Raw genomic sequence first — 25,768 nt, 5'->3', positions numbered from 1 at the left:
GCTCACGGGCGCCCACCAGAGGGCTGGGGGAGAAGTCTGAAGATGATCTTGGTCCGTCCCATGGTGATGGTGGATCCGTCAGTAAGTTCCACACTGCCGTCCACTTTATGGCCGTTGACGTAGCTTCCGTTGGTGGAACCGAGGTCGACGGCGCGGATGACTCCGTCGGCCGTCTGGATTTCCAAGTGCTTGCGCGAGACGCCGGTATCATCCACCAGGATGTCGGCCTCGGATGACCTGCCCAGCACGATGGAAGGCGCGTTGAGGGAATAGCGTTGTCCGCCGATGTCCAGGACAGGCTGGAGCCGGGTGGGCTCGCGGCTCGGCGCCGCGGGGACAACGGGCCGAGGAGCAGCCGGCGCTGCCGCCCGGTCGGATTTCTCCGTGCGGGACGTGATTTCGAAATGGCCTTCGCGCTGGGCTTCGTCGTGACGGAAGGAGATCCGTACCGGACCCTGCAGGATGTAACCCTGGCTGCGCACGTGCTGGATGACGACGTCGCACAATTCTTCGGCCAGGGGAGTTCCCCAGTCCTGGGCGCGCGCGAAGTCTTGATCGCTCAAGAGGACATCGAAGACGTTGGGAGCCAAGGTGCGGCCGGCCGAAATAGTGATGGACTGGTTGTCCAGTTCTCGGCGAAGTTTGCTCGCTATCTCCACCGGCTCCACCCGAGCCCGCGAACCGGTGGAGAAGACGCCGCGGACGGCCTTTTCGATGCCGCGCTCAACCCTGTCAAGCAAGCCCATGGTCTTTCTCCTTCCGCTTCGTTGACCCTGCAGTATCAGTAGCCAAGACGAATCCCCGCAGTGGCCGGAGCGCACGCGAGAAGCCTGTCTTCAACCCCGATACTACTGGGCAAGACTGTGAATGGCCTTATTCCACAACGGCTGGAACGCCGGAAAAGTTCGCCGGCCTGCATCATTTCGGGATGCTCCTCGCCGGATTTCCGTATGCTGTGGGCAACCGGCAATCCGTGGCGTCCCGGGGTTTTACGGCCTCGTTCTTGGTCGATTGGTGTTTTCAGCGGGTTGTCCGTTATGCTTGATCTCGCTGCTTTCGCAGGGGTAAGGCCGGGGAAACCAGGTACGGCCCGGGCGAAGGAAGTTGCGCGCGAGTGGCGGAACGGCAGACGCGCTGGCTTCAGGTGCCAGTATCCGAAAGGGTGTGGGGGTTCAAATCCCCCCTCGCGCACGCAATTCAAGGAACCCCGGTCTCTGACCGGGGTTCCTTTGTTTAACACCCAACTGACCCGTGTTGAACACCCAACTGACTCGCATTTGTTGTCGTTTTGACGGCTCATAACGACAACAACTGCGAGCTAGTTGGGCGATGCCCGGAGCGCGCCGAGCCCGGTGATCAGGGCATCCAAGCCCATGCTGAACGCGAGGTCGGACGGGTAGTTGTTCCGTTCAGGTCCAAGGCTGCGGACCGCCGAAGTGAAGTGCGGCGTGGAGTCGGCCAAGCGGCCGGAATCGAAAATGTCCGCCGGCGCGTTCGCGTCGAAAGCAGCACCGAAAATATAGGCCTCGAGGGCTACGATGCTTGGGATGATCTGCTTCTCCGGGAAACCCGCACGGAGGAATCCCTCCGTGACGGCTTCGTACATTGCGAGCGTCTGCGGGGCGTCCGTCACGGGAAGGACCGCGATCACCGAGATCAGCGGGGTGTGCCTTGCGAAGATACCGCGGTAGGAATATGCCCATTGCCTGACGGCCTCCTCCCAGGGGAGCGTGCTGAAACCGCCGAAGTCGACCTTGGACATCAGGTCTTCTTCCACGAGCTTGAGGACCTCATCCTTGGAGGACACATGGTTGTAAAGGGCCGACGGCGCTACACCTAGGGATCGCGCGAGGGCCGCCATGGTGAGGCCGTCGTAGCCCTTCTTGCTGATCAGTTCCAGCGCCGCTGCAGTGATTCCATCCTGGTCCAGGACCGCCGCCATTGGCCGTCCTGCCCTGCGGCGCGCTTTGGTCTCGCCCGGGGCGGGGGTGGGTTCAGGCATCGCTGACCTTTCTGGAGGCTGTGTCAATGCATTATTCCATTTGGGTCTTCACAGCCGGAGCCAAGCCAGCTACAGTTGAGATAAATGAACGTCATTCATTTATTGGTCAGCCAACGGGGACGGCCACAGAAAGGACATCATGTTGAATCTTGATCGCGACGTTGTAATTGTCGGTGCCGGTCCGTCGGGGTTGACGGCCGCCCGCGAATTGAAGAAGGCCGGACTCAGCGTTGCCGTACTCGAAGCACGCGACCGCGTCGGTGGGCGCACATGGACCGACACCATTGACGGGGCCATGCTGGAAATCGGCGGACAGTGGGTGTCCCCGGACCAGACCGCCCTCATGGGGCTCCTGGACGAACTGGGCCTCACGATGTACTCCCGCTACCGCGACGGCGAATCTGTCTACCTCGCGCCGGACGGCAGCCGCACCCGCTACACCGGGGCTTCCTTCCCGGTCAGCGAAACCACTGCAGCCGAGATGGACAAGCTCATTGCCATCCTGGACGGCCTCGCTGCCGAGATCGGCCCGGAGGAGCCTTGGGCCCACCCCAAGTCCCGCGAACTGGACACCATATCCTTCCACCACTGGTTGCGCCAGAACTCCACGGACGAGGAAGCCTGCAACAACATCGGCCTCTTCATCGCCGGTGGAATGCTGACCAAGCCGGCCCATGCCTTCTCTGCGCTGCAAGCAGTGCTGATGGCGGCTTCGGCAGGTTCCTTCTCCAACCTGACGGACGAAGACTTCATCCTGGACAAGAGGGTTATTGGCGGCATGCAGCAGGTCTCCCTGTTGATAGCCGCGGAATTGGGTGACGACGTCGTACTTAACAGCCCGGTCCGCACCATCAATTGGGAGCCGGCCGGTGAAGGCCATCGCGTCACCGTCGAGTCCGAGCGTGCAACCGTCAACGCGCGATTCGTCATCATGGCCGTCCCGCCGAACCTGTACTCCCGCGTGTCCTACAACCCGCCGCTGCCGCGCCGCCAGCATCAGATGCACCAGCACCAGTCCCTGGGCCTCGTCATCAAGGTGCACGCTGTCTACAGCACGCCGTTCTGGCGCGAAGACGGACTGTCCGGCACGGGCTTCGGCGCCGACGCCCTGGTCCAGGAGGTCTACGACAACACCAACCACGGGGACACGCGCGGCACCTTGGTGGGCTTCATTTCGGACGAAAAGGCAGACGCCGTCTTCGAGCTCAGCGCCGAGGACCGCAAGAAGAAGGTCCTTGAGTCCATTGCGAGCTTCCTGGGCGAGAAGGCCCTGGATGCCGAGGTCTACTACGAATCCGACTGGGGTTCCGAGGAATGGACCCGCGGAGCCTATGCGGCCAGCTATGACCTGGGTGGCCTGCACCGCTACGGCAAGGACCAGCACGCCAACGTCGGACCCATCTACTGGTCCTCCTCCGATCTGGCTGCGGAAGGCTATCAGCACGTTGACGGAGCAGTCCGGATGGGCCAGGCAACGGCCGCCAGGATCGTCACCGCCAACAACCGCGTCGCTGCGGTACCGGTGGCGTAGTCGATCCAATCCAAACGTGAGGTCTCGGCTCTTTCGCTCGTTGAAAGGGACGAGACCTCACTCTTGGAATCAGGGCAACCGGGCCCATGGGCAAGATTGTTGAACAATCTTGATGTTTCAGGCATGATAGTGAGGTATTCAACCTGAGACGGGGATCACAATGCCTTTTATTGACCTCAACAGCGACGTCGGAGAATCGTTCGGCAACTGGATCATGGGCGACGACGCCGCAGTCTTCCGTTACGTGTCGAGTGCCAACGTCGCCTGCGGATTCCACGCCGGAGATCCCAGCACTATCGCCAGCACCTGCCGCGCGGCCGTCGCTGCCGGGGTGACCATCGGTGCCCACGTGGGTTATCGGGACCTCGCGGGTTTCGGCCGACGATTCCTGGACTGCTCCGCCACGGAACTGGCCGACGACGTTCTGTACCAACTCGGCGCACTCCAAGCTTTGGCCCACGCGGCCGGTTCTGAGATCAAGTACGTCAAACCACACGGCGCCCTCTACAACGCGATCGTCCACCACGAAGTCCATGCCCAAGCAGTGGCCGACGCCGTCCATGCCTTCAGTCCCGGACTCCCGCTGCTTCTCCTGCCGGGCTCCGTCGCACTCGCCAAAGCCGAAGCGAAGGGGCTCCGCGGAGTAGCCGAGGCATTCGCCGACCGGGCCTACAACGCGGACGGTACCCTCGTGTCGCGCCGCGAAGAAGGCGCGGTGCTCCACGATCACGCTGCCATCACCGAGAACATGGTCCGCCTGGCAACGCAGGGCAAAATCGTGGCCCGCGACGGTTCTGTGCTTAACGTCCACGCCGAAAGCATCTGCGTACACGGAGACACTCCCGGCGCCGTGGCCATGGCAGCCGCCGTCCGTGAAGGACTCGAGGCAGCGGGCGTCACCGTACGGAGCTTCGCGTGAGCCTTACGGGAATACGATGGGCGGGCCCGCGCGCCCTGCTGGTGGAACTTTCCGACCTCCCTTCCGTGCTGGCGTTTCATTCCAGCTTGCTTGCCGAGCCCCTGCCCGGCCAGCTCGATGCGGTCGCCGCGGCAGCCACCGTACTTCTCAAGTTCGGCACGCATGCCGAGGCACTCGCGGCACGCACCGCCGTCGGGCATGTCGACCTGGGAACGGTGCCACGCGACAGTTCCCGCGACGTCACCATCGAAGTGGTGTACGACGGCGAGGACCTCGCCGAGGTGGGCATCCTCACCGGTCTGGGCCGGGACGGCGTCGTGGCCGCGCACACTGGACAGCTCTGGACCGCGGCTTTCGGCGGTTTCGCCCCGGGCTTCACGTATTTGCTCGGCGAGAACCACACCCTCGACGTTCCGCGCCGGAGCTCGCCACGCACCGCCGTTCCGGCCGGTTCCGTGGCGCTCGGCGGAACGTTTTCCGCCGTTTACCCGCGGCAATCCCCGGGCGGCTGGCAGCTGATTGGGCGTACGACGGCGGTCCTCTGGGATCTCGGGCGCGAGTCACCGGCGCTTGTTCGACCGGGAGACACTGTCCGGTATGTTGCCGTCCGCGAGGCCGTTGCGCTGACTCCAACTGGGCACGCGGTCCGCGAAGTGACCGGACCCGCGCTGGTGGTGGACTCACCCGGACTGCAATCGCTGGTCCAGGACCTCGGCCGCCCGGGACTGGGAGATCTGGGAGTTTCAGCCGCGGGCGCTGCGGACCAGCAGTCGATGCGCCAGGCCAACCGCTTGGTGGGCAACGAACCCGGTGCGGCGGTTGTGGAAACGGTGCTGGGCGGACTCTCGGTCCGGGCCGTCGGCGACCAGGTGATCGCTGTTGCCGGAGCGGTGGTGCCCTTGGAAACCCGCGATGCGTCGGGGACTCCGGCCCGCCGCGCGGCGATGTGCGCGCCCTTCGTTCTCCTGGACGGCGAAACCCTCAGCCTGGGAGAGCCTACGCTCGGGGCCCGCAGTTACCTTGCCGTCCGCGGCGGAATTGATGTGCATCCGGTGCTCGGCAGTCGCTCAAGCGACTCGATGTCCGGAATCGGTCCCTCGCCGTTGTCGGCCGGGACCCGCCTCCCCGTAGGGAAAGCGCCTATGTTCCAGATGGTCGGCGCTCCCGAGGAATCCACGCTCCGTCTGGGAAAGGGCTCCGCGGAACTCCGGATCACCTTAGGCCCTCGGGACGACTGGTTCGATTCCCGCGCCCTGGAGACGCTTACGGGGGAGGACTGGATCACCACCGAACAGTCGAACAGGATCGGTGTCCGGCTCAGGCCCGGAAGCAACCGTGCGCTCGAACGAAACCCCGACCGCGGCGCCGGCGAGCTCCCCAGCGAAGGTGCCGTTGCCGGCGCACTCCAAGTGCCACCCAGCGGACACCCGGTCCTGTTCCTGGCCGACCACCCGGTGACCGGCGGGTATCCGGTGATTGCCGTCGTCGTACCCGAAGACCTGCCGACGGCGGCGCAATTGCCGCCCGGCCACAGCGTGCGGTTCAGGATCGTGGACCCCGCAACCCTTGAACCACTTGAATCTGCCGCTACCGGCGCTGTCACCGAAGGAAACCAGCCATGAAGAAGGTCCTGATCGCCAACCGCGGCGAGATCGCCGTGCGGATTGCCCGTGCCTGCTCGGACGAGGGCTTGGAGTCTGTCGCCGTGTATTCGGATCCCGACGCCGATTCCCTCCACGTGCGGTTTGCCGGCGAGGCCTACGCACTGGGCGGTTCCACCGGCGCGGAGACATACTTGGACATCGCCAAGCTGATCGACGTCGCGCGCCGCTCCGGTGCCGACGCCGTACACCCCGGATATGGGTTCCTCTCGGAGAACGCGGATTTCGCTCAAGCCGTGATCGACGCCGGCCTCACCTGGATCGGCCCGGCACCGCAGTCCATACGGGAGCTGGGAAACAAGGTGGTCGCCCGCGAGATTGCCGTCCGCGCGGGGGCTCCGCTCGTTCCTGGCAGCGACGGTCCGGTGGCCAACGCCGCTGAAGTACTTGCATTTGCCTTGGAATACGGAATGCCGGTGGCGATCAAGGCTGCTTTCGGCGGCGGCGGACGCGGGCTCAAGATTGCGCGGCGCCTGGAGGACATCGAGGACGCGTTCGAATCGGCCGTGCGTGAATCCAAGGCGGCCTTCGGACGCGACGAATGCTTCGTGGAACGCTTCCTGGACCAGCCACGGCACGTCGAGGCTCAGATCCTGGCGGATATGCACGGCAACGTGGTGGTTCTGGGAACCCGCGATTGCTCGCTGCAGCGCCGCAACCAGAAGCTTGTGGAGGAGGCCCCCGCACCCTTCCTGAGCCCTGAACAGCGCATGCTCATCCACGAATCGGCCAAGGCCATTTGCCGCGAGGCCGGATACTACGGTGCCGGGACCGTGGAATACCTCGTGGCCGTGGATGGCACCATCTCCTTCCTGGAGGTCAACACACGCCTGCAGGTAGAGCATCCCGTCACCGAAGAAACGTCCGGGGTGGACCTGGTCCGCGAACAATTCCGGATTGCCGCTGGCGGCAGGCTTTCCCTGGTGGAAGACCCTGAGCCCAAAGGACACGCCTTCGAGTTCCGTCTCAACGCCGAGGATCCCGCGCGCGGCTTCCTGCCGGGGCCCGGCACGGTGGAGGTCTTCGAAGCACCCACCGGTCCTGGTATCCGCGTGGACTCCGGGGTTCGCTACGGCTCGGTGGTTCCCGGAGAATATGATTCCCTCCTGGCCAAGCTGATCGTCCGGGGCGAGGACCGGCAGCAGGCCCTGCGCCGCGCCCGGGCCGCCCTGGACGAGATGCAGATCAAGGGTTTGCCCACCGTGCTTCCCTTCCACCGGGCGGTGGTCCGCCACGGGGCCTTCACCTCGGAGGACAAGCTCGGCGTGTACACGACGTGGATCGAGACCGAGTTCGCCGAGGAGTTGGCCGCGTCTCCCGAGATCGCCCGCGTGGCCCCCGGCTCCGAACGCAGCACGTTCACGGTGGAACTGGACGGCAAGGCGGTGCAGCTTGGGCTCCCCCTTCGCTTGTTCGAAGCGCTGATGAGCGGAGGTGGCGGTTCCGTCGCTGCTGTTTCGGCTCCGGTGGCCGACGAATCCGGTCTGGCATCGCCGATGTCCGGCTCGCTGGTGAAGTGGCTGGTTGAGGACGGTGCGGTCGTCGAAGTCGGACAGCCCGTGGCCGTGTTGGAGGCGATGAAGATGGAAACCACCGTCCCTGCCCACCGTTCCGGCACCGTGGCGCGTGGTCCGCACGGGCCGGGCACCGCGGTCGGGCGCGGGGAGGTGCTCGCGAGCATCGGCTGAGCTTGCCCGGTCGCCGTTCGGTAGATTTAGGGCATGCCCATGAACGCTGCGCTTCAAGGAATCGCCGACGCCGGCCACGCAACCCACGCCCACACTGGAGCGTGGGTTGCCGCCCAGCTTCGCCAGCGCATCTCCGATGGCTTGTTGCCGCCCGGCACGAAGCTCTCCGAGCAGGCTTTGTCCGAGGCGCTCGGCGTTTCCCGGAACACCCTGCGGGAGGCCTTTACAGTGCTCGCGGGTGAATCCGTGGTCCAGCGGATTCCCAACCGCGGCGTGTTCGTGGCAGCCCCCGGAGCAGACGACGTCCGCGAAATCTACCGGGTGCGCCGCCTGATCGAGCCGGCTGCGGTGTTGTGGGGCGACGTCCCGTCGGGAGCCCTGGACGCTATGGACGTCATCGTCGACAAAGCCCGGACCGCCCTTGCCGAGGGATCCGTGGCCGGCATGGCGGATGCCAACCAGGAGCTGCACAAGGCCTTGGTGTCGTTGTCCGGAAGTGCCTCCCTGGACGCATTGATGGAGAAGGTGCTGGCCGAGATGCGATTGGTCTTCCACGCCATGGCCACCACTCCCGACTTCCACGGCCACTACGTGGAACGGAACGCCGCTTTGGTTGCCCAGATCCGTAGCGGACAGCGTGAAGAGGCTGCTGCCGAATTGCGCCGCTACCTCGACGGTGCCGAGCACGAACTCCTGGTGCACATCGGGGCTGTTCCGTAAGGCGCCTGCGCCACCACACAATGCGACCACGCAAGGCGTGAGCCAGCTATGGAGCAGAAACGCCCGCCGCCGCTTCGGCTTCGGCCATCGCAACATCCAACTGCTCGACGGCGCGGGCATAGTCCGTCCCCGCTGTCGGGCGGCAGCGTTGGGCTTCCTGCAGCGCGCGCACCAAGGCCGCGGTCTGCGGAACGTTGACGTCGCTCATTCCGGGGAAGTCGATGCCCTTGGCGGGATCCAGTTCATATCTTTGCCAGCGGGCCAGGAGGGCATCGTGACGGGTCGCCGCTTCCGTGAAGCCGCTGCGGCTTTGTCGCTTTTGCTCCAGTTTCCGGCCGACGGCAAATGCCGCAACGCCCGAACCCATGCCAAGGAAAAGCATCGAGAGCCCGACGGCGGGCGAGGCCAAGGCGGGAATGACGACTGCGGGGACAATCACCACGAGTCCGGCGAAGATGTTCCAGAAGGTGGCGTCCGGCTCTTTGACGAGGTCCCGATCACGGTGGCCGAGGGGCCCCTGCAAGGCGGGGCGGCCGCCGTCGGGGGCTCCATGGATGACCCCTTTGCGGACGGTGTTGACGGTGAAGGCCACCGCGCACATGAGCAAAATTGCCCACAGCCCGATCTCCCAGACCGGCAGCTGGATTCCAGTTGTGGCGGGCAATCGGACCACCTCCACGCGAATGCGCACCCCTTTGAAATCAGTATGCGCCGAGGAAGACGCGGAGGCGAGAGCCCGAATCGCGCTTAAAAGCAGCAAGGCAGGACACCCTGTCCGGGGTGTCCTGCCTTGCTCGGCAAGTCCGGTTGGAGCTTAAGCGTGGTCCCGCTTGGAAGCCTTGGGCGCGTCCCGCTTGGCAGTGGCGTTGGTTTTGGCTTCTTTCGTAGCTTCCTTTTTGGCAGCTTCTTCCTTGATGCGCTTTGCCTCGGAGCGTACGGCTGCGTGCGTGGCGCGCTCGACGACGAGCCACTGCGGAGGAGCTTCGAGCAGTTCGGTGATTTCCGCCGTCGTCAGAGGTTCGGTGATTCCGCCGCGGGCGAGGCCGCTGATGGAGATATTCAGCTTCTGTGCCACCACGGGACGGGGGTGCGGACCCGTCCGGCGGAGCTCGGCGAGCCACTCCGGCGCGTTGGCCTGGAGCTCGGCGAAATCGGCGCGGGTGATTTCCGAATCCTGGAACTCCTGGGGTGTTGCAGGCAGGTAGATGCCAAGTTTCTTGGCAACGGTGGCCGGCTTCATGGACTGGGAGTTTGCAGAGGTCATGGTTCAAGGGTATCCGCCACCGCAGCGAAGTGGCACAGCCGCTGTTCTAGGATGAATCCATGCCGCACATAAGAGTCGCCGGGGCCGCCCGGAAAGTCCTGGTGACGCAAGCCTCGGCGTACCGCGGGCGTTGATGAACTTCAGCGGGATTCCACGGTGGGTCTATGGCCTTGCGGTACTGGGCGGTTTGTTCGTCCTGCTACCGCTGGCTGCCATGGTCGCAAAGGTCAATTGGGCGCAATTCATCCCGCTGGTGACCTCCGAGTCCTCGATTACAGCGTTGGGGCTCAGCCTTCGTACCTCTGCCGCGAGCACCGCGCTCTGCGTTGTCCTGGGCATCCCCTTGGCGCTTGTCCTTGCCCGCCGGCCCTTCCGAGGGCAGCGGCTACTCCGCGCCTTCGTCCTCCTGCCCCTGGTGTTGCCGCCGGTGGTGGGCGGCATCGCGCTGCTCTACACGTTCGGGCGGCAGGGGCTTCTGGGGAAGAGCCTTGAGGTCGCGGGCATTCAAATCGCCTTTTCGACGACGGCGGTGGTCCTGGCCCAGACGTTCGTCGCCCTGCCGTTCTTGGTGGTCAGCCTCGAAGGTGCCTTGAGGACGGCAGGCAACCGCTACGAAGCTGTTGCCGCGACGCTCGGCGCCCGCCCTACCACCATCCTGCGGCGCGTGACCGTACCTATGGTCCTCCCGGGACTCGCGTCCGGTGCGGTGCTTTCCTTTGCCCGCAGCCTGGGCGAGTTCGGGGCCACGCTGACTTTCGCAGGGAGCTTGCAAGGTGTTACTCGGACCCTGCCGCTGGAAATCTACCTCCAGCGAGAGACCGACGCAGACGCTGCCGTCGCCCTTTCACTCGTGCTCGTCGCGGTGGCGGTGATCGTCGTCGGGCTGTCTTACCGGCGTCCGCACCGCGCGGACATTCCGGCGGAAGCAGCCGCATGAGTTTCCACATCGACGCCACCGTCCGCGCCCGCAACCTGGACGTGTCCTTGAGCCTCGGACAGGCGGAGACCGTGGCGATCCTCGGACCCAACGGTGCCGGAAAGTCGACGTTCCTTTCCGTTGCGGCGGGGCTCTTGCGGCCGGACGCCGGCTCTGCCCGACTGGGGGACCAGGTCCTCTTCAATCTCGACGGCGGCAGCCGGGTATGGACCCCTCCGCACCTTCGCGGTACGGCGCTGTTGGCCCAGGAACCGTTGCTTTTCCCGCACCTGAGCGTCCTCGACAACGTGGCTTTCGGCCCGCGCAGCGCCGGCGCCTCCCGGACGGAATCACGCGAGACTGCGCGGCATTGGCTTGTCGAAGTCGACGTCATGGAGTTTGCCGGGCGGAAGCCCGGGCAGTTGTCCGGGGGACAAGCCCAGCGTGTTGCAGTGGCCCGCGCGCTGGCGGCCAGTCCCGAGTTGTTGCTCCTCGATGAGCCGATGTCCGCGCTGGACATCCACGCCGCCCCGCACCTGCGTCGGCTCCTCAAACGCGTGCTGTCCGGACGTCGCGCCCTGATCATCACCCACGACGTCCTGGATGCCCTCATGCTCGCGGACCGCGTGATCGTCATGGAAAAGGGCAGGATTGTGGAAGAAGGCGCCACCCGTGAAGTGTTCCGGCGTCCGCGTAGCCAGTTCGCAGCCGGCCTGGCCGGGGTGAACCTCATGGCGGGCACGGTCACGGAGGACGGACTCAGGACGTTCGCCACAGAGGAGCTTCCCGGACTGCACGTCGCGGGACATCTCGATGACGAAGCGGAACCGGGCCAGCCCGGCGTCGCGGCCTTCCCGCCGTCGGCCGTTTCCATCTTCCTGGACGCCGCCCACGGAAGCCCGCGCAACTCGTTCCCGGTTGCAATCACCGATCTTGAACCGCACGGGGACCACATCAGGGTCCGGGCCGGCGATTTGGCAGCGGACATCACGCCCTCAGCCTCCGCCGAGCTGGGACTCGAACCCGGCTCGCGCGTCCACTTCGTGGTCAAGGCCACGGCGGTCCAGGTCTACGCGGCGTAGCCTGGACCGGCGCTGCGTTGGCTACCGCCCGCGCGGTACTGTGAACTGGTGCCATCCGATCAAGAATCCCTGCCCGCCGTCGGTGCCCCCGACGCCTCCGAAGCTGAAACAAGCGCTCCCGAGGGGCTGACATTCGCTTACGTTGCCGGCGTGACGCCCGGGAAATGGATCCGGCGCTGGGAAGAGCGCATGCCCGATGTTCCGCTGCACTCGTTCATGTCCGACGACGGCGCGCAGCTGGAGGTTCTGCGCGATGGTTCCGCGGATCTCAGCTTTGTGCGCTTGCCCGTAGATCGCGATGGACTCCACGTTATTCCGCTCTACGAAGAGCAGCCGGTGGTGGTGGCCCCGAAGGGTCACGAAATCTCAGTGTTCGAAGAGGTCGCTCTGGAGGACCTCGTGGAGGAGAACTTCCTGGATGTCGCCGGTATGGGCGGGCCGGAGATGGCCATGCAAGTGGTGGCCTCGGGCGCCGGTCTCGTGATCCTGCCGATGTCCGTGGCCCGGCACTTCAGCGTCAAGGACACGGTGGCGCGGCGCTTGACCGGGGCCGAAGGTACGCAGATCGCCCTTGCCTGGCCGAGCGACTCCACGAGCGAGGTCATCGAGGAATTCATCGGCATTGTCCGGGGCCGGACCGCCCAGAGCTCGCGGCAGCCTTCGGCGCAGCAGGAGAAGCCCAAGAAGGCACCCAAGCCGGACCGGCGCGGCACCGGCGCCAAAAAGCCGGCGGTGGCTCAGCGCTATGCGCCGAACCCCGACAAGGGCCGGGGCAAGGGCTCCCGCAAGAAAGGAAAGCGCTAGGCGATGGGACTTGGAGCGAAGCCGACCATCCGGGACGTCGCCAAGAGTGCGGGCGTCTCCCTCACCACGGTGTCCTATGTCTTGTCCGGACGGCTTGGTGGGACCACCCGGATCAGCGAAGCAACACAAGAGCGTGTCCAGGCCGCGGCCAAGGAACTGGGTTACGTACCGAACCAGGCGGCCCGCGGAATGCGCCGCGGCAAGACCGACCTCGTGGCGATTGCCATCGGCGACCTGGAATGGCCGTGGGACCGGGCCTTGGCAACGGCCGCTGCACGCATTTTGCCCCAGCACGGCTACCTGCCCGTGATCCTCATCGGCGAAGGGTGGCGGCGGTTCATGCTCTCCGGCGGTGCCGACGGTGCCATCATCGGGGCTCTTCCGCCCGGGACCCTTCTTGACCTCACGGTGGGCGAGCTGGCCCGGCGCGGAGTAGCACAAGTCATCATTTCGGACACCATGCAGCCTGCCGGATTCGATGTCCTGGCACCTGGATCCGCGGGTGGGACTCCGGAACCGGAAGCCCTCGAAGGCGCCATCACCCTGCTTCTGGATCGGCTCGCCGGCCGCACCATTGGCGCGGGAACCATCAAGGCCGCGCCTTGGGAGTTCAAGACTCCGTAGCGCCCAACTAACTCGCAGTTGTTGTCGTTTTGGCGGCTCATAACGACAACAAATGCGAGTCAGTTGGGGGTCCGGGGACGTTAGTTTGCGTTGAGCTTGCCTGCCAGCCGTTCGCGCATCCGGATGCTGGCCGCGTTGAGGCCAATCAGCTCCACCTCCCGGCCGTGCTTGCGGTATTTCTCGGTAACGGAATCAAGTACGGCAACCGTGGAGGCATCCCAAATGTGCGAAGCGTGCAGGTCGATGACCACGTGGTCGATTCCCTCCGAGGAATCCTTCGCGTAGTCGAACTGTGTGTAGAGGTCGTTGGAGGAAGCGAAGAACAACTCGCCATCCACCGTGTAGCTCGCCACGGTCCGGCCGTTGAGCCCGAGTTCGCTCCGCTCGACCGTGGCGAAGTGGGCCACTCGGCGGGCAAACAGCACCATGGCCGTGAGCACGCCGGCCCCGACTCCGATGGCCAGGTTGTGCGTCGCCACCACTACAGCCACGGTCACGAGCATGACGCCGGTCTCGGATTTCGGGAGTCGCTTGAGCGTTGCCGGCCGGATCGAATGCCAGTCAAAGGTGATGAGGGAAACGAAGATCATCACGGCCACCAAAGCGGCCATGGGAATCATGCCCACCACGTCCCCGAGGACTACCACCAGCACCAGCAGGAACGCGCCGGCCAGGAACGTCGACAGCCGGGTGCGGGCACCCGAACCCTTCACGTTGATCATGGTCTGCCCAATCACGGCGCAGCCGCCCAAACCACCCAGGAAACCGGTGACGATGTTGGCAATCCCCTGGCCCCATGAGACCCGGGTCTTGTTGGAGCGGGTATCCGTGATGTCATCCACGAGCTTGGCCGTCAGGAGGGACTCCAGGAGGCCCACGAGCGCCATGGACAAGGCGAATGGGGCAATCGTTTGGAAGGTTTCCCAGGTCAAAGGCGCGTTGGGCAGGAAGAAGCCGGGAAGACTGTTGGGGAGTTCGCCCTTGTCATGCACAGTGGGGACGCGGATGCCGGCCAGCGCCGAGACGATGGTGAGGGCGACGACCGCCACCAATGGCGCGGGCACCGCCGTCGTGATTCTGGGCAAACCGAAGACGATCAGCAACCCCACGGCCACAATCGGGTAGACCATCCAGGGAACGCCGATCAGCTCGGGCAACTGGGCCATGAACACCAGAATGGCCAAGGCATTCACGAATCCGATCATCACCGAACGAGGAATGAAGCGCATGAGCCGAGTGACACCCAGGACCGCCAGGACGATTTGGAAGACCCCGGCCAGGATGACCGTGGCAATCAAGTAGTTGAGCCCGTGATCCTTCATGACCGGGGCAATGACGAGTGCTACGGCGCCGGTGGCCGCGGAAATCATGGCCGGACGGCCACCCACGATCGCGGTGGTGACTCCCATGGTGAACGACGCGAAGAGCCCGATCCGTGGATCCACGCCGGCGATCACGGAGAACGCGATGGCCTCTGGAATGAGCGCAAGCGCCACAACCAAGCCGGCCAATGCTTCCGTCTTGAGCCTGCGGGGCGAGCGCAGGGTGAAACGGAGGGACTGGAGCTGCTCGGGTGTCATGGGTCCTTAGCTGTTGGTTAGGCGGTACCGCTCAATCTGCTTGAGACGCCGCTGGAGGCTGTCCCTCCGGGGGTGGGGGACGACGTCGGGCGCCTCAGCGGTGAGGTCGATGTGTTCAGTGCCGTACTGCCACAGCAGGAGGTCATCCAGGAGGCGGTCCGGTCCGGGGGAGTAACGGTGGTCCAGGGCTTTGCGGACCTCGGTGATCCGGTTGGCGCTGAGGAGCCCGGCGAGTTCCACGGTCTTGTTCAGTCCGTGGGCCGCAAGAAGCTCCGCAGCCCAACCCCAGTCGTCATCAACTTTACGGTCAACATGCGGAAGCAGCGTCCGCCAAACGTCCCGCACACGGTTGGGCGTGAGGGGCATGGAACCTTCACCATCGAGATCCCAATAGCCGCGGACTTCCTCGTAGCGTTCGTGGAGGTCGGCGAAGGCGCTCTCGACGGTTTCCAGCATTGCCGCTGTGGCGGTGAACTGGCGGTCGAAATGCGGCGTCCAAGCGCGCGGATCCTCGGCCTTGAAGCGGATGTCGTGTTCGATTTCGCTCCAGGCGTGCGCAAAGACCGTACGGATCTGACATTCGAAGAAGTAGCTGCCGTTTGGCGGAATGTCCGGATTGAAGACCTGCTGGTACGCCTTCACGGACTCGTTCTGGATGGTACGGAGGATAAGGTGTCGGCTCGAATATCCGTAGGTGCCGGACTCGATGGAGCCGATGTCCTTCTCAAGGTCGCCGCGGCAATCGAAAAGCTGGCGCTGGCGCTTGATCAAGTTGGCAACCGCGGCGTTCTCGGCCGGAAGCTTGGTGATGACGCGCAGCCCCACCATGTCGTTCAGGGTCCGGAACGGGTCCGGGAACTTCAGTACCCGTGGACCCCCCTCCAGGGGCACCTCGGTGCGGGAAATCTTCTCCCGGAAAGATTCGACCGTCTTGGTGCGTCCCGTGACGAAGAGGGGCACGGACTCGCTGTTCTTGAGCATGTCCCGCAGGGTCAACAGGACGTCGCGGGTGACGAGTTTCAGGGCAGGACGGACGCGTTCGTAAAGCTCAACGTTCGCCTGTACTGATTCGCGCAGCTGAGGATCCAAGCTGTCCCAATTGCTAGCCATGCCTCCAGCTTACGGTGGAGGGACGACAGTGAAGCGGAGCCGGACCCGCTGGCGTTACCAGGCGCTCCTTTTGCCTGTGTCCGCGCGCAAACCACGACGGCTCCCCCTCCGCGGCGCTCCTCCGCGATAGGCTCGGCACAAAGGAGGACACGATGAAGCGGCACAAGTACTACTACGGTCAGCACTCCAGCCAATGGGGCGAGCTGTTCGTACCAGATTCGCTGCAGCCACACCGCACTCGACCCGACGGAGTGGTAGTGGTGATCCACGGAGGCTATTGGCGCTCCCAGTACGGCGCGGAACTCGGTGAGCCGATTGCCAGGGACCTCGCTGCGCATGGAATAGCCGCCTGGAACCTTGAATACCGGAGGGCGGGAAACGGTGGCGGCTGGCCGCATACCTTCGAAGATATCCTCGACGGGATCGACCATCTGGGCGAGATCGCCGGCAAGCATGAACTCAATCTGAACAAAGTGGTGGCGCTGGGACACTCCGCAGGCGGCCATCTCGCGGTCTGGGCAGCCGGGCGGGACAAGCTCTCCAAGATCGGCGCCCCGGACGCCGACCGGCAGCTCCATCGGCATGACAACGGCGCGGCAGTGCGCCTGACCGGCGTCGTGAGCCAATCCGGCCTGCTGAACCTGGCCGACGCCGAGCGGCTCAACCTGAGCAACGGCGCCGTCGACAACCTCATGGGTGGCGACTCGGTCAGATACCCCAAACGGCATATCTATGCCGACCCCATGAGGTCGCTGCCTATCGCCGTTCCGGTCTTCGCGGTCCACGCCGCATCGGACGAGGATGTCCCGTGCAGCCAGTCCGAGGCTTATGTTGCCGCAGCCACGGCTTCCGGGGGTGCGGCCCAGTTCCTCAAGGTGCCCGGCGACCACTTCGACCTGATCGACCCCAGGGCCGTTGCGTACAAGAAGTGCCGGGAGTTGGTGCAGCGGCTGCTGGTGTGACGGTTTGCTGAAAAAGTCACCGGCTGTCATCGCGAGACGCGCACCACATCCGCGTGGCAGAGTTGTCCCATGCTGACAGTCATAGGTGAAGCGCTGGTTGATGTCGTCCAGCGTTCCTCGGGAGTCGACGCCCACGTGGGCGGAAGTCCGCTCAATGTCGCCGTGGGCCTGGCCAGGCTGGACCACGCAGTCCAGTTCATAGGCCGCTTCGGCAAAGACGCCTACGGGGAATCGATCGCGGCCCATCTTCGCTCCAGCTCCGTCATGGTTCCGCTGCCGCCCGACGATAGTCCCACCAGCGTGGCCACCGCCCTGATCGACGACGACGGCGCTGCCAGCTACACCTTCGACCTCGCCTGGGAGCTTCCCGGCATCGCTGCGCGCCTCCCCTTCATGCTTCAAGGGACATCGCTCCTGCACACGGGCTCCATTGCCACTATGTTGGAGCCGGGCGCAGCGGATGTCCTTGGCGCCGTCGAGCATGCCCATCCGAACGCGACTGTCAGCTTCGATCCCAACTGCCGGCCCAGCATCATCAAGGACCGCGACTATGCGCGCGCCCAGGTGGAGCGTTTCGTGGCGCTTTCAGACGTCGTCAAGGCATCCGACGAGGACCTCGAGTGGCTCTACCCCGGCGTCGACGTCTTGGAATCGGCCCGGCGTTGGCTCGGTCTCGGCGGCAGTGGGGGACCCGCCGTCGTGGTCGTCACCCGAGGCGCAGACGGCCCCTGGGGTGTCACGGCCGCGGGCGAGGCCCACGTGGACACCCCAAAGGTAGAAGTGGCGGATACCGTGGGTGCGGGTGATTCCTTCATGGCCGCCCTGCTCTCCGGAATCGTTGATCGCGGACTGGCAGGGGCCCAGAACCGCGACGAACTGCACGCCATGCCCGCCGAAGTGCTCGAAGGACTCCTCAACCATGCGGCGCGCGCCGCGGCAATCACGGTCTCCCGGCCTGGCGCGAACCCGCCGACCCGTGCCGAACTCAACGCCCTAGGCGTCCCGGAGCCGAAGGCAAGCGTCGAAAGGCAGCCATGAGCTACGCCGACCTTCCACATGTCCCATCCTTCGATGTCACCAGCGGCTCGCTGAAGGACGGCGACGCACTCAGCCCGGCCCAGACCAGCAAGCGCTTCGGCGTGACCGGCGGCAAGGACGAATCCCCACAGTTGAGCTGGAGCGGAGCCCCTGAGGGCACCAAGGGTTACGTCGTCACCGTCTTCGACCCCGACGCCCCCAGGGCGGGCGGCTACTGGCACTGGGCCGTGGTCAACATCCCCGCCAGGACGAACTCCTTGCCGGCCGGCGCCGGCGTTCAGGGCAGTTCACACTTGCCGGCCGGCGCGGTTCAACTTAAGAACGACGCCGGGTTCCCCGGTTACCTGGGTGCCGCGCCTCCGCCCGGGCACGGACCGCACCGGTACATCGTGGCCGTGCACGCGGTCGACGTCGAACCACTGGGTCTCGACGCCCGCGCCTCCACGGAAGCGCTCGTCCGCAAGCTGGCAGCCCACACGCTGGGCCGGGCCGTCATCACGGGCCACTTCGAACGGCGCTAGCTTTGGGCAAACCCGCCGTCGACCGTCCCACGTAGACTGACATAATGCGGCTCGTAGCAAGTGACATTGACGGCACCATCCTCGGCCATGACGGCAAGATCAGCAGCCGCACCATCCGCGCATTCCATGCCTGCCGCGACGCGGGCATCGAGGTGGTGTTCGTGACAGGGCGGCCGCCGCGCTGGCTCTACCCCCTCCGCGAGCAGATCGGCCACAGCGGCATCGTTATCTGTTCGAACGGGGCAGTGGTGTGGGACCTTGAGGCGGACAAGCTGATATCGGCCAATGCCTTGAGCATCGAGTCCGTGCTCGAGGCCCGCCGGATCATCAAGCAGCTCCGGCCCGACGCACTGTTCGCGGCCGAAACACTCACTGGATTCCATCTCGAGCCTGGGTTCATCGAGAACGAGACGAGCGAGCTCCTGGCCGAGTTCACCCCCGCATGGTTGGACGAAACGCTGACCGCGGACGACGCCGTCGTGAAGTTCCTAGCCGTGACGCGCAGAGGTACCCCGGATGATTTCCTGGCAAGTGTCCAGCCCGCCGTCGCGCATCTGGTGGAAACCACCCACTCGGCGCCGCGGACCGCACTCCTGGAAATGTCGGCGCCCGGTATCAACAAAGCCGTCACACTCGCCGAATATGCGGCATCCCGGGGCATCGAGGCCGCCGAGGTGGTGGCTTTCGGTGACATGCCCAACGACGTCGAGATGCTGCGCTGGGCGGGCGACGGTTACGCGATGGCCAGCGGCCATCCTGAGGCGATCAGCGCAGCCGGCCAGCAAGCCCCCCATTTCGACGACGACGGCGTGGCCCAGATCCTCGAAGCGAAGCTCGCGTCACTCCGGGTCTAGCCCTGTACTTGGCCCACGTGCACCGGCCGTTAGTTCGGCGCACGTAGCCCGTGGCTGTGCGCCAGGGCAATGGCCTCTGTTCGTGAGCCCACTCCAAGTTTCCTGAAGATATTCCTGGCATGGAATTTAACCGTGTTTTCGCTGATGTGCAGCTTGGTGGAGATGGCCCGGTTGCGCTGTCCGGCCGCCAAGCAACTCCGCGCCGCCATCATCTAAGGCCCACTTTCCGGCCGGGCGCTCCCAACTAGCTAACAGTTAATGTCGTTTTCAGGCCTCTAAACGACAACAATTGCTAGTTAGTTGGGAGCGCTCACCCATTACACAGCTTCAGTCCAACTGCCGTTCAACTACTCCCCGTAGTCTCCTGTCGTATTCGATGCCGATCACAGGGGACATGATGGCCAAGAGAAAGACGACGGGGTGGCCCGAGGCCCCCGTTCGCCGCGCAGTGCCGGCCGAACATTGGAAGCAGTTGCGCCGCGGAGACCGCGTGAGCGTCAAGCTTGCGCCGGGGTTTGAGAACCCGGGCCAGGTGGACGCCGTGTCGAGCGACCATAGCGTGGTCTGGGTAAACCTCGACGGCGGCCGCGGCCGTACGCTGGTGCACTGCGGCGACGGCGTGGAGATCGTTCCGCAGGAATCCTGACGGGCTCGCGGGAGGCACAGCCGGGTTACGCTACCCGTGTGAGCCCGCATTTGCCCTTCTTCAGCCGCCCGGACGGACTATCCGCTCCGCTTGCCTTCGCGCATCGCGGATTTTCACCGGACGGCCTTGAGAACTCGGGCGCGGCATTCACGGCCGCGCTTGAGCTTGGCTTCACGCACCTTGAAACCGATGCCCGCACCACCGCCGACGGCGTGGTGCTCCTTTTCCACGACGACACCTTGGACCGCGTCACAGACTCCCACGGCCTCATCTCCAGTCTTAGCGCTGCCGAGATTGCCAAGGCCCGGATTGGCAGCCGCGAAGCAATTCCCCGCTTGGCAGACGTCCTGACGGAATTCCCCGAGGCCCGGCTGAACGTCGACGTCAAGGATTGGCATACCGTCAAACCCCTCGCCGCAGTCATCGACCAACTCAATGCACACGACCGGGTGCTGATCGCGAGCTTCTCCGATCGACGTCGTCGGACGGTCCTGCGCCTGCTCCGCCGCCGCACGGCGTCTTCAGCTGGAATCGCCTGCAACGCCGCCTTTACTCTTTTGGGACCGCTTCTTCCTGAGCGCTGGCTCCGGAAGATCCTGCACGACGTCGATGCCCTCCAGGTGCCGGTCCGCTACGGACCCCTGACGGTAGTGACGCCCGGTTTCCTGCGGCGCGCGCATCGGCTTGGGCTGCAGGTTCATGTCTGGACGGTCAACGATTCCGCCGAGATGGCCAGGCTGCTGGACATGGGCGTCGACGGTCTGGTCACCGACCGCGCGGATCGTCTGAAGTCGGTGCTGCTGGGCCGGGGGCAGTGGTGGTGAGCGCCCGGATGCGTACCGCCAGGAAGTCTCGCTCGGCGTCGTTATCCGTGCGCCCCTGCGCTTCCCGGTAGGCGGCGACAGCTTCATCGTTGCGTCCCAGGCGCCTCAGGAGCTCCGCCCGCACTGCGTGGAAAAGATAGTAGTTGTCCAGTTCAAGGATGTCGACGGCGGCAAGTCCCTCGGCGGGTCCTTCCACCTCCGTGAGGGCAATGGCCCTGTTCAAAGCGACCACCGGCGTCGGCTCCATGGCCAGGAGTTGTTCGTAGAGCGTGAGGATTTGGCGCCAGTCCGTTTCCGCTGGCCGTGCGGCATCGCTGTGCACCGCGTTGATGGCAGCTTGCAATTGGTACGGTCCGGGCTGGTTCCTCTTCAGGCATTGCCGCACCAACAACTGCCCTTCGGCAATTAAATCGGAGTCCCAGTGGCTGCGGTCCTGGTCCGCGAGGAGCACCAAGCCGCCGTCGGGAGTCGTCCGGGCCACGCGGCGGGCATTAAGCAGAAGCATGAGGGCCAGGAGCCCTTTGGCTTCGGGCTCATCAGGCATGAGTTCCATGATGAGCCGGCCGAGGCGCATGGCCTCGTGGCAGAGGCCTTCGCGCACCAGCCCCGCGCCCGAGCTCGCGGTGTAACCCTCGTTGAAGACCAGGTAGACCACGGTAAGCACCGACTTCAGCCGTTCCGGGAGCTCGGCGCCAGTCGGTACCCGGTAGGGGATATGGGCGTCGCGGATCTTTCCTTTTGCCCGCACCAGCCGCTGGGCCATGGTTGGCTCGGGGACCAGAAAAGCATGGGCGATTTCGGCGGTGCTGAGCCCGCCCAGGAGCTTGAGCGTCAGGGCCACTTGCGCGGCCCGGTTGATGGCGGGGTGGCAACACGTAAAGATCAGCCGAAGCTGGTCGTCTTGCACGGCGTCCACCTCGATTCCTTCGGGTTCATCGCTGCTTTCATCGCGGGGTTCATCGCGGTGCAGGAGGGCAGCCTGGGCGAGTTTCTCCCTGCCGGAGGCCTCGCGGCGGAACCGGTCGATGGCGCGGTTGCGGGCGGTGGTGATGATCCAGCCGGCCGGGCTTGGCGGCAGCCCGGCGTCGGGCCAGCGCGCTACGGCCTCGGCGAAGGCGTCCTGGACAGCGTCTTCGGCGGCGTCGATGCTGCCCAAAACGCGGACCAGGACAGCCACGGAGCGTCCATACTCTTCGCGGAATACTTGTCCGATCTCTGAGATATGGACCATGGGGAAACTATTCCCGGTAGCCCGCGAACGGCCGGACCTCGATAGGCAGCGTAGTGGCTCGGGCGGCTTTTCGTCCCCAGACAAGTGCCACGTCCAGGTCCGGGGCTTCGATCACCCACAGGCCGCCCACGTGTTCCTTGGCCTCTGCGAAGGGGCCGTCCGTCGTGAGTACTTCGCCGTCGTTCACCCGCACCACCGTGGAGGTGCTGGCCGGGTGCAGGCCACCCGTGAAAACCCAGGCGCCGGCGTCGCGCATCTCCTGGTTCAGGACGTCAAGATCGGCCATGATTTTGTTGAGGACTTCAGGCTCCGGGGCGGGGCCATCGGGCTGGTAGATGCTGAGCAGATAGCGTGACATGACTGTTCCTCCTTCGGATGTGGCGCCGGCACCTTGCCCGCGTCTCACCCTCTATACGAACGGCGTGGGCTGTTTTCGACATCTCCGCACACGAATCTGCGAAAAGCTTAGCCCCGCTGGCAGGATGGGAGCATGCGCATCCTGATTGCCCCGGACAAGTTCAAAGGTTCCCTCACCGCCGCCGAAGCGGCTTCGGCGATGGCCGAAGGGGCACTGCGCGTCTATCCGGATGCGGTGGTGACGCAGTTTCCCATCGCCGACGGTGGCGAAGGAACGCTGGAGGCAGCCGTGGCGGCGGGCTACGAAGAGCGGATCAATGCCGTCGTCGGCCCCATTCTCAAACCGGTGGGCGCCGCGTGGGCCATCCGGCAAAATGCATTCGGCGGAGCTACTGCGGTGATCGAAACTGCGCAGGCGTCCGGACTGGCACACATGGAGCCGACGCCGGAAAACGCCTTGCGTGCCCACAGCTATGGTTGCGGCCAGCTCATCGCCGCCGCCCTCGACGCCGGAGCCACCGAGATTGTGCTTGGCGTCGGCGGTTCCGCAATGTCCGACGGCGGCAGCGGCGCGCTGCGTGCGCTCGGACTCAAGCCCCTGGACGCGGCCGGAAACGTGGTTCCGCTCGGCGGTGGCTCGCTCGCCGAGGTCGTGTCCCTCGACGTCTCCGGTCTCGATCCGAGGCTGACCGCGGTGAGGTTCCGGATCGCCGTCGACGTCCAGAATCCCCTCTTTGGCAGCGACGGTGCGGCGCATGTTTTCGGCCCGCAGAAGGGCGCGGACCAGGACGCGGTGGAACTGCTCGACGCCGGCCTGCGCAACTGGGCGTCCCTGCTGCGTGACGCGGGCGGACAGGACGTCAACGTTCCGGGAGCCGGGGCGGCTGGCGGATTCCCGGCGTCGTTCCTGGCCTTCACCCAAGCGACGCTGGAAGGCGGGTTCGCACTCGTGGCGGGACTGACGGGGCTGCCCGAGCAGCTCGACGGCGCGGACCTGGTGATCACCGGCGAAGGATCCATGGACTCGCAGTCCCTGACAGGCAAGGCACCCATCGCTCTCGCGGATTCGGCGCACGGTCAAGGCATTCCGGTGATTGTGGTGGCCGGCAGGATCCTCGTGACCCCAGAGGAACTAGCCGGCCACGGAGTGGTGGCTGCGGCGCAGCTGCTCGACGTCGCGCAGCGTCGGGATGGCGTGCCCGATGCCGCGGACGCCGTAGCGAATGCCGCCAAGTACCTGGCATGGGCTACGAGCCAGGTTCTGGAAGGGGCCTAAGCTCCCCGTCCACCAAGGGACATGCCCCGCGTTGGATGCGAGGAGTGGACATAGTGCGAATATGCCCACTCGTGAGCGCCAGGGGGCATGCACAGAGTTTGATTGCGGGGCTGCTCGGCGTCGTCGGGCAGATAATTAACGTACAAAGCATGGCTCTGACCTCTGCCATGCACCTACGATGCGACGACCCCGCCCGGGACGCCGTCACCGCCCGCCGGGCTGGCAGCCGGCCAGCGCGGCACCATCGAATCGAGGAGCACATCATGTCCACCTTGAAAGAGCGGCTGCACGCAGACGTCGTCAGCCATATGAAGGATGGCAACCGCATCGCCCTGAACGCCACGCGCAACGTCCTCAGCGAGATTGACACCCGTGAGAAAGCCGGCCAGACGCCGATCCAGCTGGACGACGCCCAGATCACCACCATGTTGCAGAAGGAGGCTTCGCAGTATCACGAGGTCGCCCGACTTTACGAGGAGGCCGGAGAGTCCGAGCGCGCAGCCACGGAGATCGCGGACGCCGGGGTAATCGAGGCCTACCTGCCGGAACCACTGGCCGTAGGGGAAGTTGAGTCCATCGTTGACGAGGTCATCGCCTCGCTCAAGGCCGACGGCGTGGAGTTGTCCCTTATGCACATGGGTTATGTCATGAAGCCGGTCACCGAAAAGGTCGGCGGCCGCTTCGACGGTAAGGCGCTCAGCGAGATTGTCCGCACGCGCCTCTCATAGCCGGCAATGAGTCTGTACAGATCGTGTCCTTTAAACGTGCGCTTAGGGGACACGATCCGTACACAAACTCGAGAGGCTAGTGTTCCATCTCCGGCTCGGCAACCGTCCCGCGCCAACGGGCGAGACCCTTCATGCCGTGGTAGACCGCCAAGGCAGCGGCCGAACCGAGCGCGATGCCGGTGAACTTGAGTTCGCCGATGGTCCAGGTGTAATCCGCGATCCCGATAATCAAAGCGACGGCGGCAGTGGTCAGGTTGATGGGGTTGGAGAAGTTGACCTTGTTCTGCACCCAGATCTTCACGCCCAGAACGCCGATCATCCCGTAGAGCATCGTCGCTGCACCGCCCAGCACGCCGGGCGGAACGGTGGCAATCAGTTCACCGAACTTAGGCGAGAAGCTCAGCAGGATGGCAAAGGCGCCGGCAACCCAGTAGGCCGCCGTCGAGTAGACCTTCGTGGCTGCCATGACGCCGATGTTCTCGGCATACGTCGTGGTGCCGGAGCCGCCGCCGAATCCGGCGAGGACAGTCGCGACGCCGTCGGCCATCAACGCGCGGCCGGAGACGTCGTCGAGGTTTCGTCCGGTCATTGCCGCCACGGACTTCACGTGCCCCACGTTCTCGGCCACGAGAACCAAGACAACCGGTACGAACAAGCCCACGACCCCGAGGTGGAATTCGGGAGTCTGGAAGTGCGGAAGACCGATCCAGGAGGCCGAGTCCATCTTGGAGTAGTCCACCTCGCCGCGCGTCATGGCGGTGAGGTAGCCCACCACCACGCCCACGAGGATGCTCAGGCGGCCCAGAATGCCGCGGAAGAGGACGCTCACCAGGATGATCGTCACCAGCGTCACGAGGGCGGTGACCGGGGCCTTGTCGAAGTTCGCCTTTGCGGCCGGCGCCAAGTTCAGGCCGATCAGGGCGACGATCGCGCCCGTGACGATAGGCGGCATTGTCCGGTTGATCCACTCAGCGCCGAACTTCTGCACCACCGCGCCGACAAGCGCCAGTACGACGCCGGCAAGCACCACTCCGCCCAGCGCGCCGGGAACGCCGAACTGCTGTTGGGACGCCAGGATGGGGGCGATGAAGGCGAAGCTCGAACCAAGGTAGCTGGGTACGCGGCCCTTCGTGATGACCAGGAACAGCAGGGTGCCGATGCCGGAAAAGAGCAGTGTGGTGGCCGGTGGCATGCCCGTGATGATGGGCACCAGGAAGGTGGCTCCGAACATTGCGACGACGTGCTGCATGCCGACGCCGATGGTCAACGGCCACGCCAGCCGCTCCTCGGGTGCCACCACGTGTCCCGGCCGGATCGTCTTGCCGTTGCCGTGCAGCTTCCATTTGGTTCCGAGCATGCTCATCTACGGGAGCCTTCCCTGAAAGTTGTGATTGTCCGGGTGCAACCTTACCGCCCGGACGGCCTGCCGA

General features: G+C 65.0%; 26 protein-coding genes, 1 tRNA gene and 1 pseudogene. 18 read left to right on the top strand and 10 right to left on the bottom strand.

Annotated elements, in window-relative coordinates; translation table 11 throughout:
• Window positions 1-2: 2 nt before the first annotated feature.
• Window positions 3-746 carry an FhaA domain-containing protein gene (locus ACSVHC_RS10870; RefSeq protein WP_437771988.1) on the bottom strand — a complete coding sequence of 248 codons (744 nt, stop codon included), beginning with the start codon at window positions 744-746 and terminating at the stop codon, window positions 3-5.
• 362 nt (window positions 747-1,108) lie between these two features.
• Here ACSVHC_RS10870 and ACSVHC_RS10865 point away from each other — a divergent pair.
• Window positions 1,109-1,191: transfer RNA gene (locus ACSVHC_RS10865), tRNA-Leu, on the top strand.
• A 127-nt stretch (window positions 1,192-1,318) separates the two neighbouring features.
• Here ACSVHC_RS10865 and ACSVHC_RS10860 read toward each other — a convergent pair.
• A complete protein-coding gene (locus tag ACSVHC_RS10860; protein WP_437771989.1) occupies window positions 1,319-2,002 on the bottom strand; it encodes a TetR/AcrR family transcriptional regulator in 684 nt (227 codons plus the stop codon).
• Window positions 2,003-2,141: 139 nt separating this feature from the next.
• On the opposite strand from ACSVHC_RS10860, the gene ACSVHC_RS10855 reads away from it, so the two are divergent.
• From ACSVHC_RS10855 to ACSVHC_RS10835, 5 genes are all read left to right on the top strand, one after another.
• Complete coding sequence (locus ACSVHC_RS10855; RefSeq protein WP_439180933.1) at window positions 2,142-3,533, top strand: flavin monoamine oxidase family protein; 1,392 nt, start codon at window positions 2,142-2,144, stop codon at window positions 3,531-3,533.
• Between the two features lie 160 nt (window positions 3,534-3,693).
• On the top strand, window positions 3,694-4,452 hold the full coding sequence (locus ACSVHC_RS10850; RefSeq protein WP_439180932.1) for a LamB/YcsF family protein: 759 nt from the start codon (window positions 3,694-3,696) through the stop codon (window positions 4,450-4,452).
• Window positions 4,449-6,074, top strand: a complete 1,626-nt coding sequence (locus ACSVHC_RS10845; protein WP_437771992.1) for a 5-oxoprolinase subunit B/C family protein — start codon at window positions 4,449-4,451, stop codon at window positions 6,072-6,074. The genes ACSVHC_RS10850 and ACSVHC_RS10845 overlap by 4 nt, the downstream gene beginning before the upstream one ends.
• Window positions 6,071-7,801, top strand: coding sequence for an acetyl/propionyl/methylcrotonyl-CoA carboxylase subunit alpha (locus ACSVHC_RS10840; RefSeq protein WP_439180931.1), 1,731 nt, complete (start codon window positions 6,071-6,073; stop codon window positions 7,799-7,801). The genes ACSVHC_RS10845 and ACSVHC_RS10840 overlap by 4 nt, the downstream gene beginning before the upstream one ends.
• 33 nt (window positions 7,802-7,834) lie before the next feature.
• A complete protein-coding gene (locus tag ACSVHC_RS10835) occupies window positions 7,835-8,521 on the top strand; it encodes a GntR family transcriptional regulator (protein ID WP_437771994.1) in 687 nt (228 codons plus the stop codon).
• 46 nt (window positions 8,522-8,567) lie between these two features.
• On the opposite strand, the gene ACSVHC_RS10830 is transcribed toward ACSVHC_RS10835, so the two are convergent.
• Both ACSVHC_RS10830 and ACSVHC_RS10825 read right to left on the bottom strand, forming a co-directional pair.
• Complete coding sequence (locus ACSVHC_RS10830) at window positions 8,568-9,185, bottom strand: hypothetical protein (protein WP_437771995.1); 618 nt, start codon at window positions 9,183-9,185, stop codon at window positions 8,568-8,570.
• A 150-nt stretch (window positions 9,186-9,335) separates the two neighbouring features.
• Entirely contained in the window at window positions 9,336-9,785 is a 450-nt protein-coding gene (locus ACSVHC_RS10825) for a DUF5997 family protein (RefSeq protein WP_236813998.1), read from the bottom strand.
• 133 nt (window positions 9,786-9,918) lie between these two features.
• Between ACSVHC_RS10825 and ACSVHC_RS10820 the strand changes: the two genes are divergently transcribed.
• The 4 genes from ACSVHC_RS10820 to ACSVHC_RS10805 all read left to right on the top strand — a co-directional run bounded on the left by ACSVHC_RS10820 (window position 9,919) and on the right by ACSVHC_RS10805 (window position 13,211).
• A complete protein-coding gene (locus ACSVHC_RS10820; RefSeq protein ID WP_437771996.1) occupies window positions 9,919-10,722 on the top strand; it encodes an ABC transporter permease in 804 nt (267 codons plus the stop codon).
• A complete protein-coding gene (locus ACSVHC_RS10815) occupies window positions 10,719-11,783 on the top strand; it encodes a sulfate/molybdate ABC transporter ATP-binding protein (RefSeq protein WP_437771997.1) in 1,065 nt (354 codons plus the stop codon). Before ACSVHC_RS10820 ends, ACSVHC_RS10815 begins: the two co-directional genes overlap by 4 nt.
• Window positions 11,784-11,852: 69 nt before the next feature.
• A complete protein-coding gene (locus ACSVHC_RS10810; protein ID WP_437774108.1) occupies window positions 11,853-12,587 on the top strand; it encodes a LysR family transcriptional regulator substrate-binding protein in 735 nt (244 codons plus the stop codon).
• A 3-nt stretch (window positions 12,588-12,590) separates the two neighbouring features.
• Window positions 12,591-13,211: a LacI family DNA-binding transcriptional regulator gene (locus ACSVHC_RS10805; protein WP_437771998.1), complete on the top strand. Its 621-nt coding sequence runs from the start codon at window positions 12,591-12,593 to the stop codon at window positions 13,209-13,211.
• A gap of 80 nt (window positions 13,212-13,291) precedes the next feature.
• Here ACSVHC_RS10805 and ACSVHC_RS10800 read toward each other — a convergent pair whose 3' ends face one another.
• Both ACSVHC_RS10800 and ACSVHC_RS10795 read right to left on the bottom strand, forming a co-directional pair.
• Window positions 13,292-14,791, bottom strand: coding sequence for a SulP family inorganic anion transporter (locus ACSVHC_RS10800; protein ID WP_437771999.1), 1,500 nt, complete (start codon window positions 14,789-14,791; stop codon window positions 13,292-13,294).
• Between the two features lie 6 nt (window positions 14,792-14,797).
• Window positions 14,798-15,901 (bottom strand): GTP pyrophosphokinase, encoded by a 1,104-nt coding sequence (locus ACSVHC_RS10795; protein WP_059388901.1) that lies wholly within the window; start codon window positions 15,899-15,901, stop codon window positions 14,798-14,800.
• A 152-nt stretch (window positions 15,902-16,053) separates the two neighbouring features.
• On the opposite strand from ACSVHC_RS10795, the gene ACSVHC_RS10790 reads away from it, so the two are divergent.
• The 4 genes from ACSVHC_RS10790 to ACSVHC_RS10775 all read left to right on the top strand — a co-directional run bounded on the left by ACSVHC_RS10790 (window position 16,054) and on the right by ACSVHC_RS10775 (window position 19,276).
• Entirely contained in the window at window positions 16,054-16,863 is an 810-nt protein-coding gene (locus ACSVHC_RS10790; protein WP_437772000.1) for an alpha/beta hydrolase, read from the top strand.
• 69 nt (window positions 16,864-16,932) lie between these two features.
• Window positions 16,933-17,901 carry a carbohydrate kinase family protein gene (locus ACSVHC_RS10785; protein WP_437772001.1) on the top strand — a complete coding sequence of 323 codons (969 nt, stop codon included), beginning with the start codon at window positions 16,933-16,935 and terminating at the stop codon, window positions 17,899-17,901.
• On the top strand, window positions 17,898-18,422 hold the full coding sequence (locus ACSVHC_RS10780) for a YbhB/YbcL family Raf kinase inhibitor-like protein (protein ID WP_437772002.1): 525 nt from the start codon (window positions 17,898-17,900) through the stop codon (window positions 18,420-18,422). The genes ACSVHC_RS10785 and ACSVHC_RS10780 overlap by 4 nt, the downstream gene beginning before the upstream one ends.
• A 44-nt stretch (window positions 18,423-18,466) precedes the next feature.
• Window positions 18,467-19,276: an HAD family hydrolase gene (locus ACSVHC_RS10775; protein WP_437772003.1), complete on the top strand. Its 810-nt coding sequence runs from the start codon at window positions 18,467-18,469 to the stop codon at window positions 19,274-19,276.
• 29 nt (window positions 19,277-19,305) lie between these two features.
• Here ACSVHC_RS10775 and ACSVHC_RS10770 read toward each other — a convergent pair.
• Window positions 19,306-19,467, bottom strand: a pseudogene (locus ACSVHC_RS10770) (response regulator transcription factor); the annotation flags it as partial.
• Window positions 19,468-19,673: 206 nt separating this feature from the next.
• Between ACSVHC_RS10770 and ACSVHC_RS10765 the strand changes: the two are divergent.
• Window positions 19,674-19,922 (top strand): hypothetical protein, encoded by a 249-nt coding sequence (locus ACSVHC_RS10765; protein ID WP_078107057.1) that lies wholly within the window; start codon window positions 19,674-19,676, stop codon window positions 19,920-19,922.
• Between the two features lie 38 nt (window positions 19,923-19,960).
• On the top strand, window positions 19,961-20,746 hold the full coding sequence (locus ACSVHC_RS10760; protein ID WP_437772004.1) for a glycerophosphodiester phosphodiesterase family protein: 786 nt from the start codon (window positions 19,961-19,963) through the stop codon (window positions 20,744-20,746).
• Here ACSVHC_RS10760 and ACSVHC_RS10755 read toward each other — a convergent pair.
• Window positions 20,688-21,977 (bottom strand): RNA polymerase sigma factor, encoded by a 1,290-nt coding sequence (locus ACSVHC_RS10755; RefSeq protein WP_437772005.1) that lies wholly within the window; start codon window positions 21,975-21,977, stop codon window positions 20,688-20,690. The genes ACSVHC_RS10760 and ACSVHC_RS10755 overlap by 59 nt on opposite strands.
• A 7-nt stretch (window positions 21,978-21,984) precedes the next feature.
• Complete coding sequence (locus tag ACSVHC_RS10750) at window positions 21,985-22,335, bottom strand: YciI family protein (RefSeq protein ID WP_437772006.1); 351 nt, start codon at window positions 22,333-22,335, stop codon at window positions 21,985-21,987.
• A gap of 132 nt (window positions 22,336-22,467) precedes the next feature.
• Between ACSVHC_RS10750 and ACSVHC_RS10745 the strand changes: the two genes are divergently transcribed.
• Together ACSVHC_RS10745 and ACSVHC_RS10740 are read left to right on the top strand one after the other, a co-directional pair.
• Window positions 22,468-23,610, top strand: a complete 1,143-nt coding sequence (locus ACSVHC_RS10745; protein ID WP_437772007.1) for a glycerate kinase — start codon at window positions 22,468-22,470, stop codon at window positions 23,608-23,610.
• A gap of 149 nt (window positions 23,611-23,759) precedes the next feature.
• Window positions 23,760-24,338 carry a GatB/YqeY domain-containing protein gene (locus ACSVHC_RS10740; protein WP_439180930.1) on the top strand — a complete coding sequence of 193 codons (579 nt, stop codon included), beginning with the start codon at window positions 23,760-23,762 and terminating at the stop codon, window positions 24,336-24,338.
• A gap of 76 nt (window positions 24,339-24,414) precedes the next feature.
• On the opposite strand, the gene ACSVHC_RS10735 is transcribed toward ACSVHC_RS10740, so the two are convergent.
• Window positions 24,415-25,701: a uracil-xanthine permease family protein gene (locus ACSVHC_RS10735; protein ID WP_437772009.1), complete on the bottom strand. Its 1,287-nt coding sequence runs from the start codon at window positions 25,699-25,701 to the stop codon at window positions 24,415-24,417.
• Window positions 25,702-25,768 lie beyond the last annotated feature (67 nt).

It is taken from the genome of Arthrobacter sp. KNU-44 (assembly GCF_051843155.1).
In the GTDB taxonomy this organism is placed as follows: Bacteria; Actinomycetota; Actinomycetes; order Actinomycetales; family Micrococcaceae; genus Arthrobacter.
This window is presented reverse-complemented; position numbering and strand designations above follow the sequence as displayed.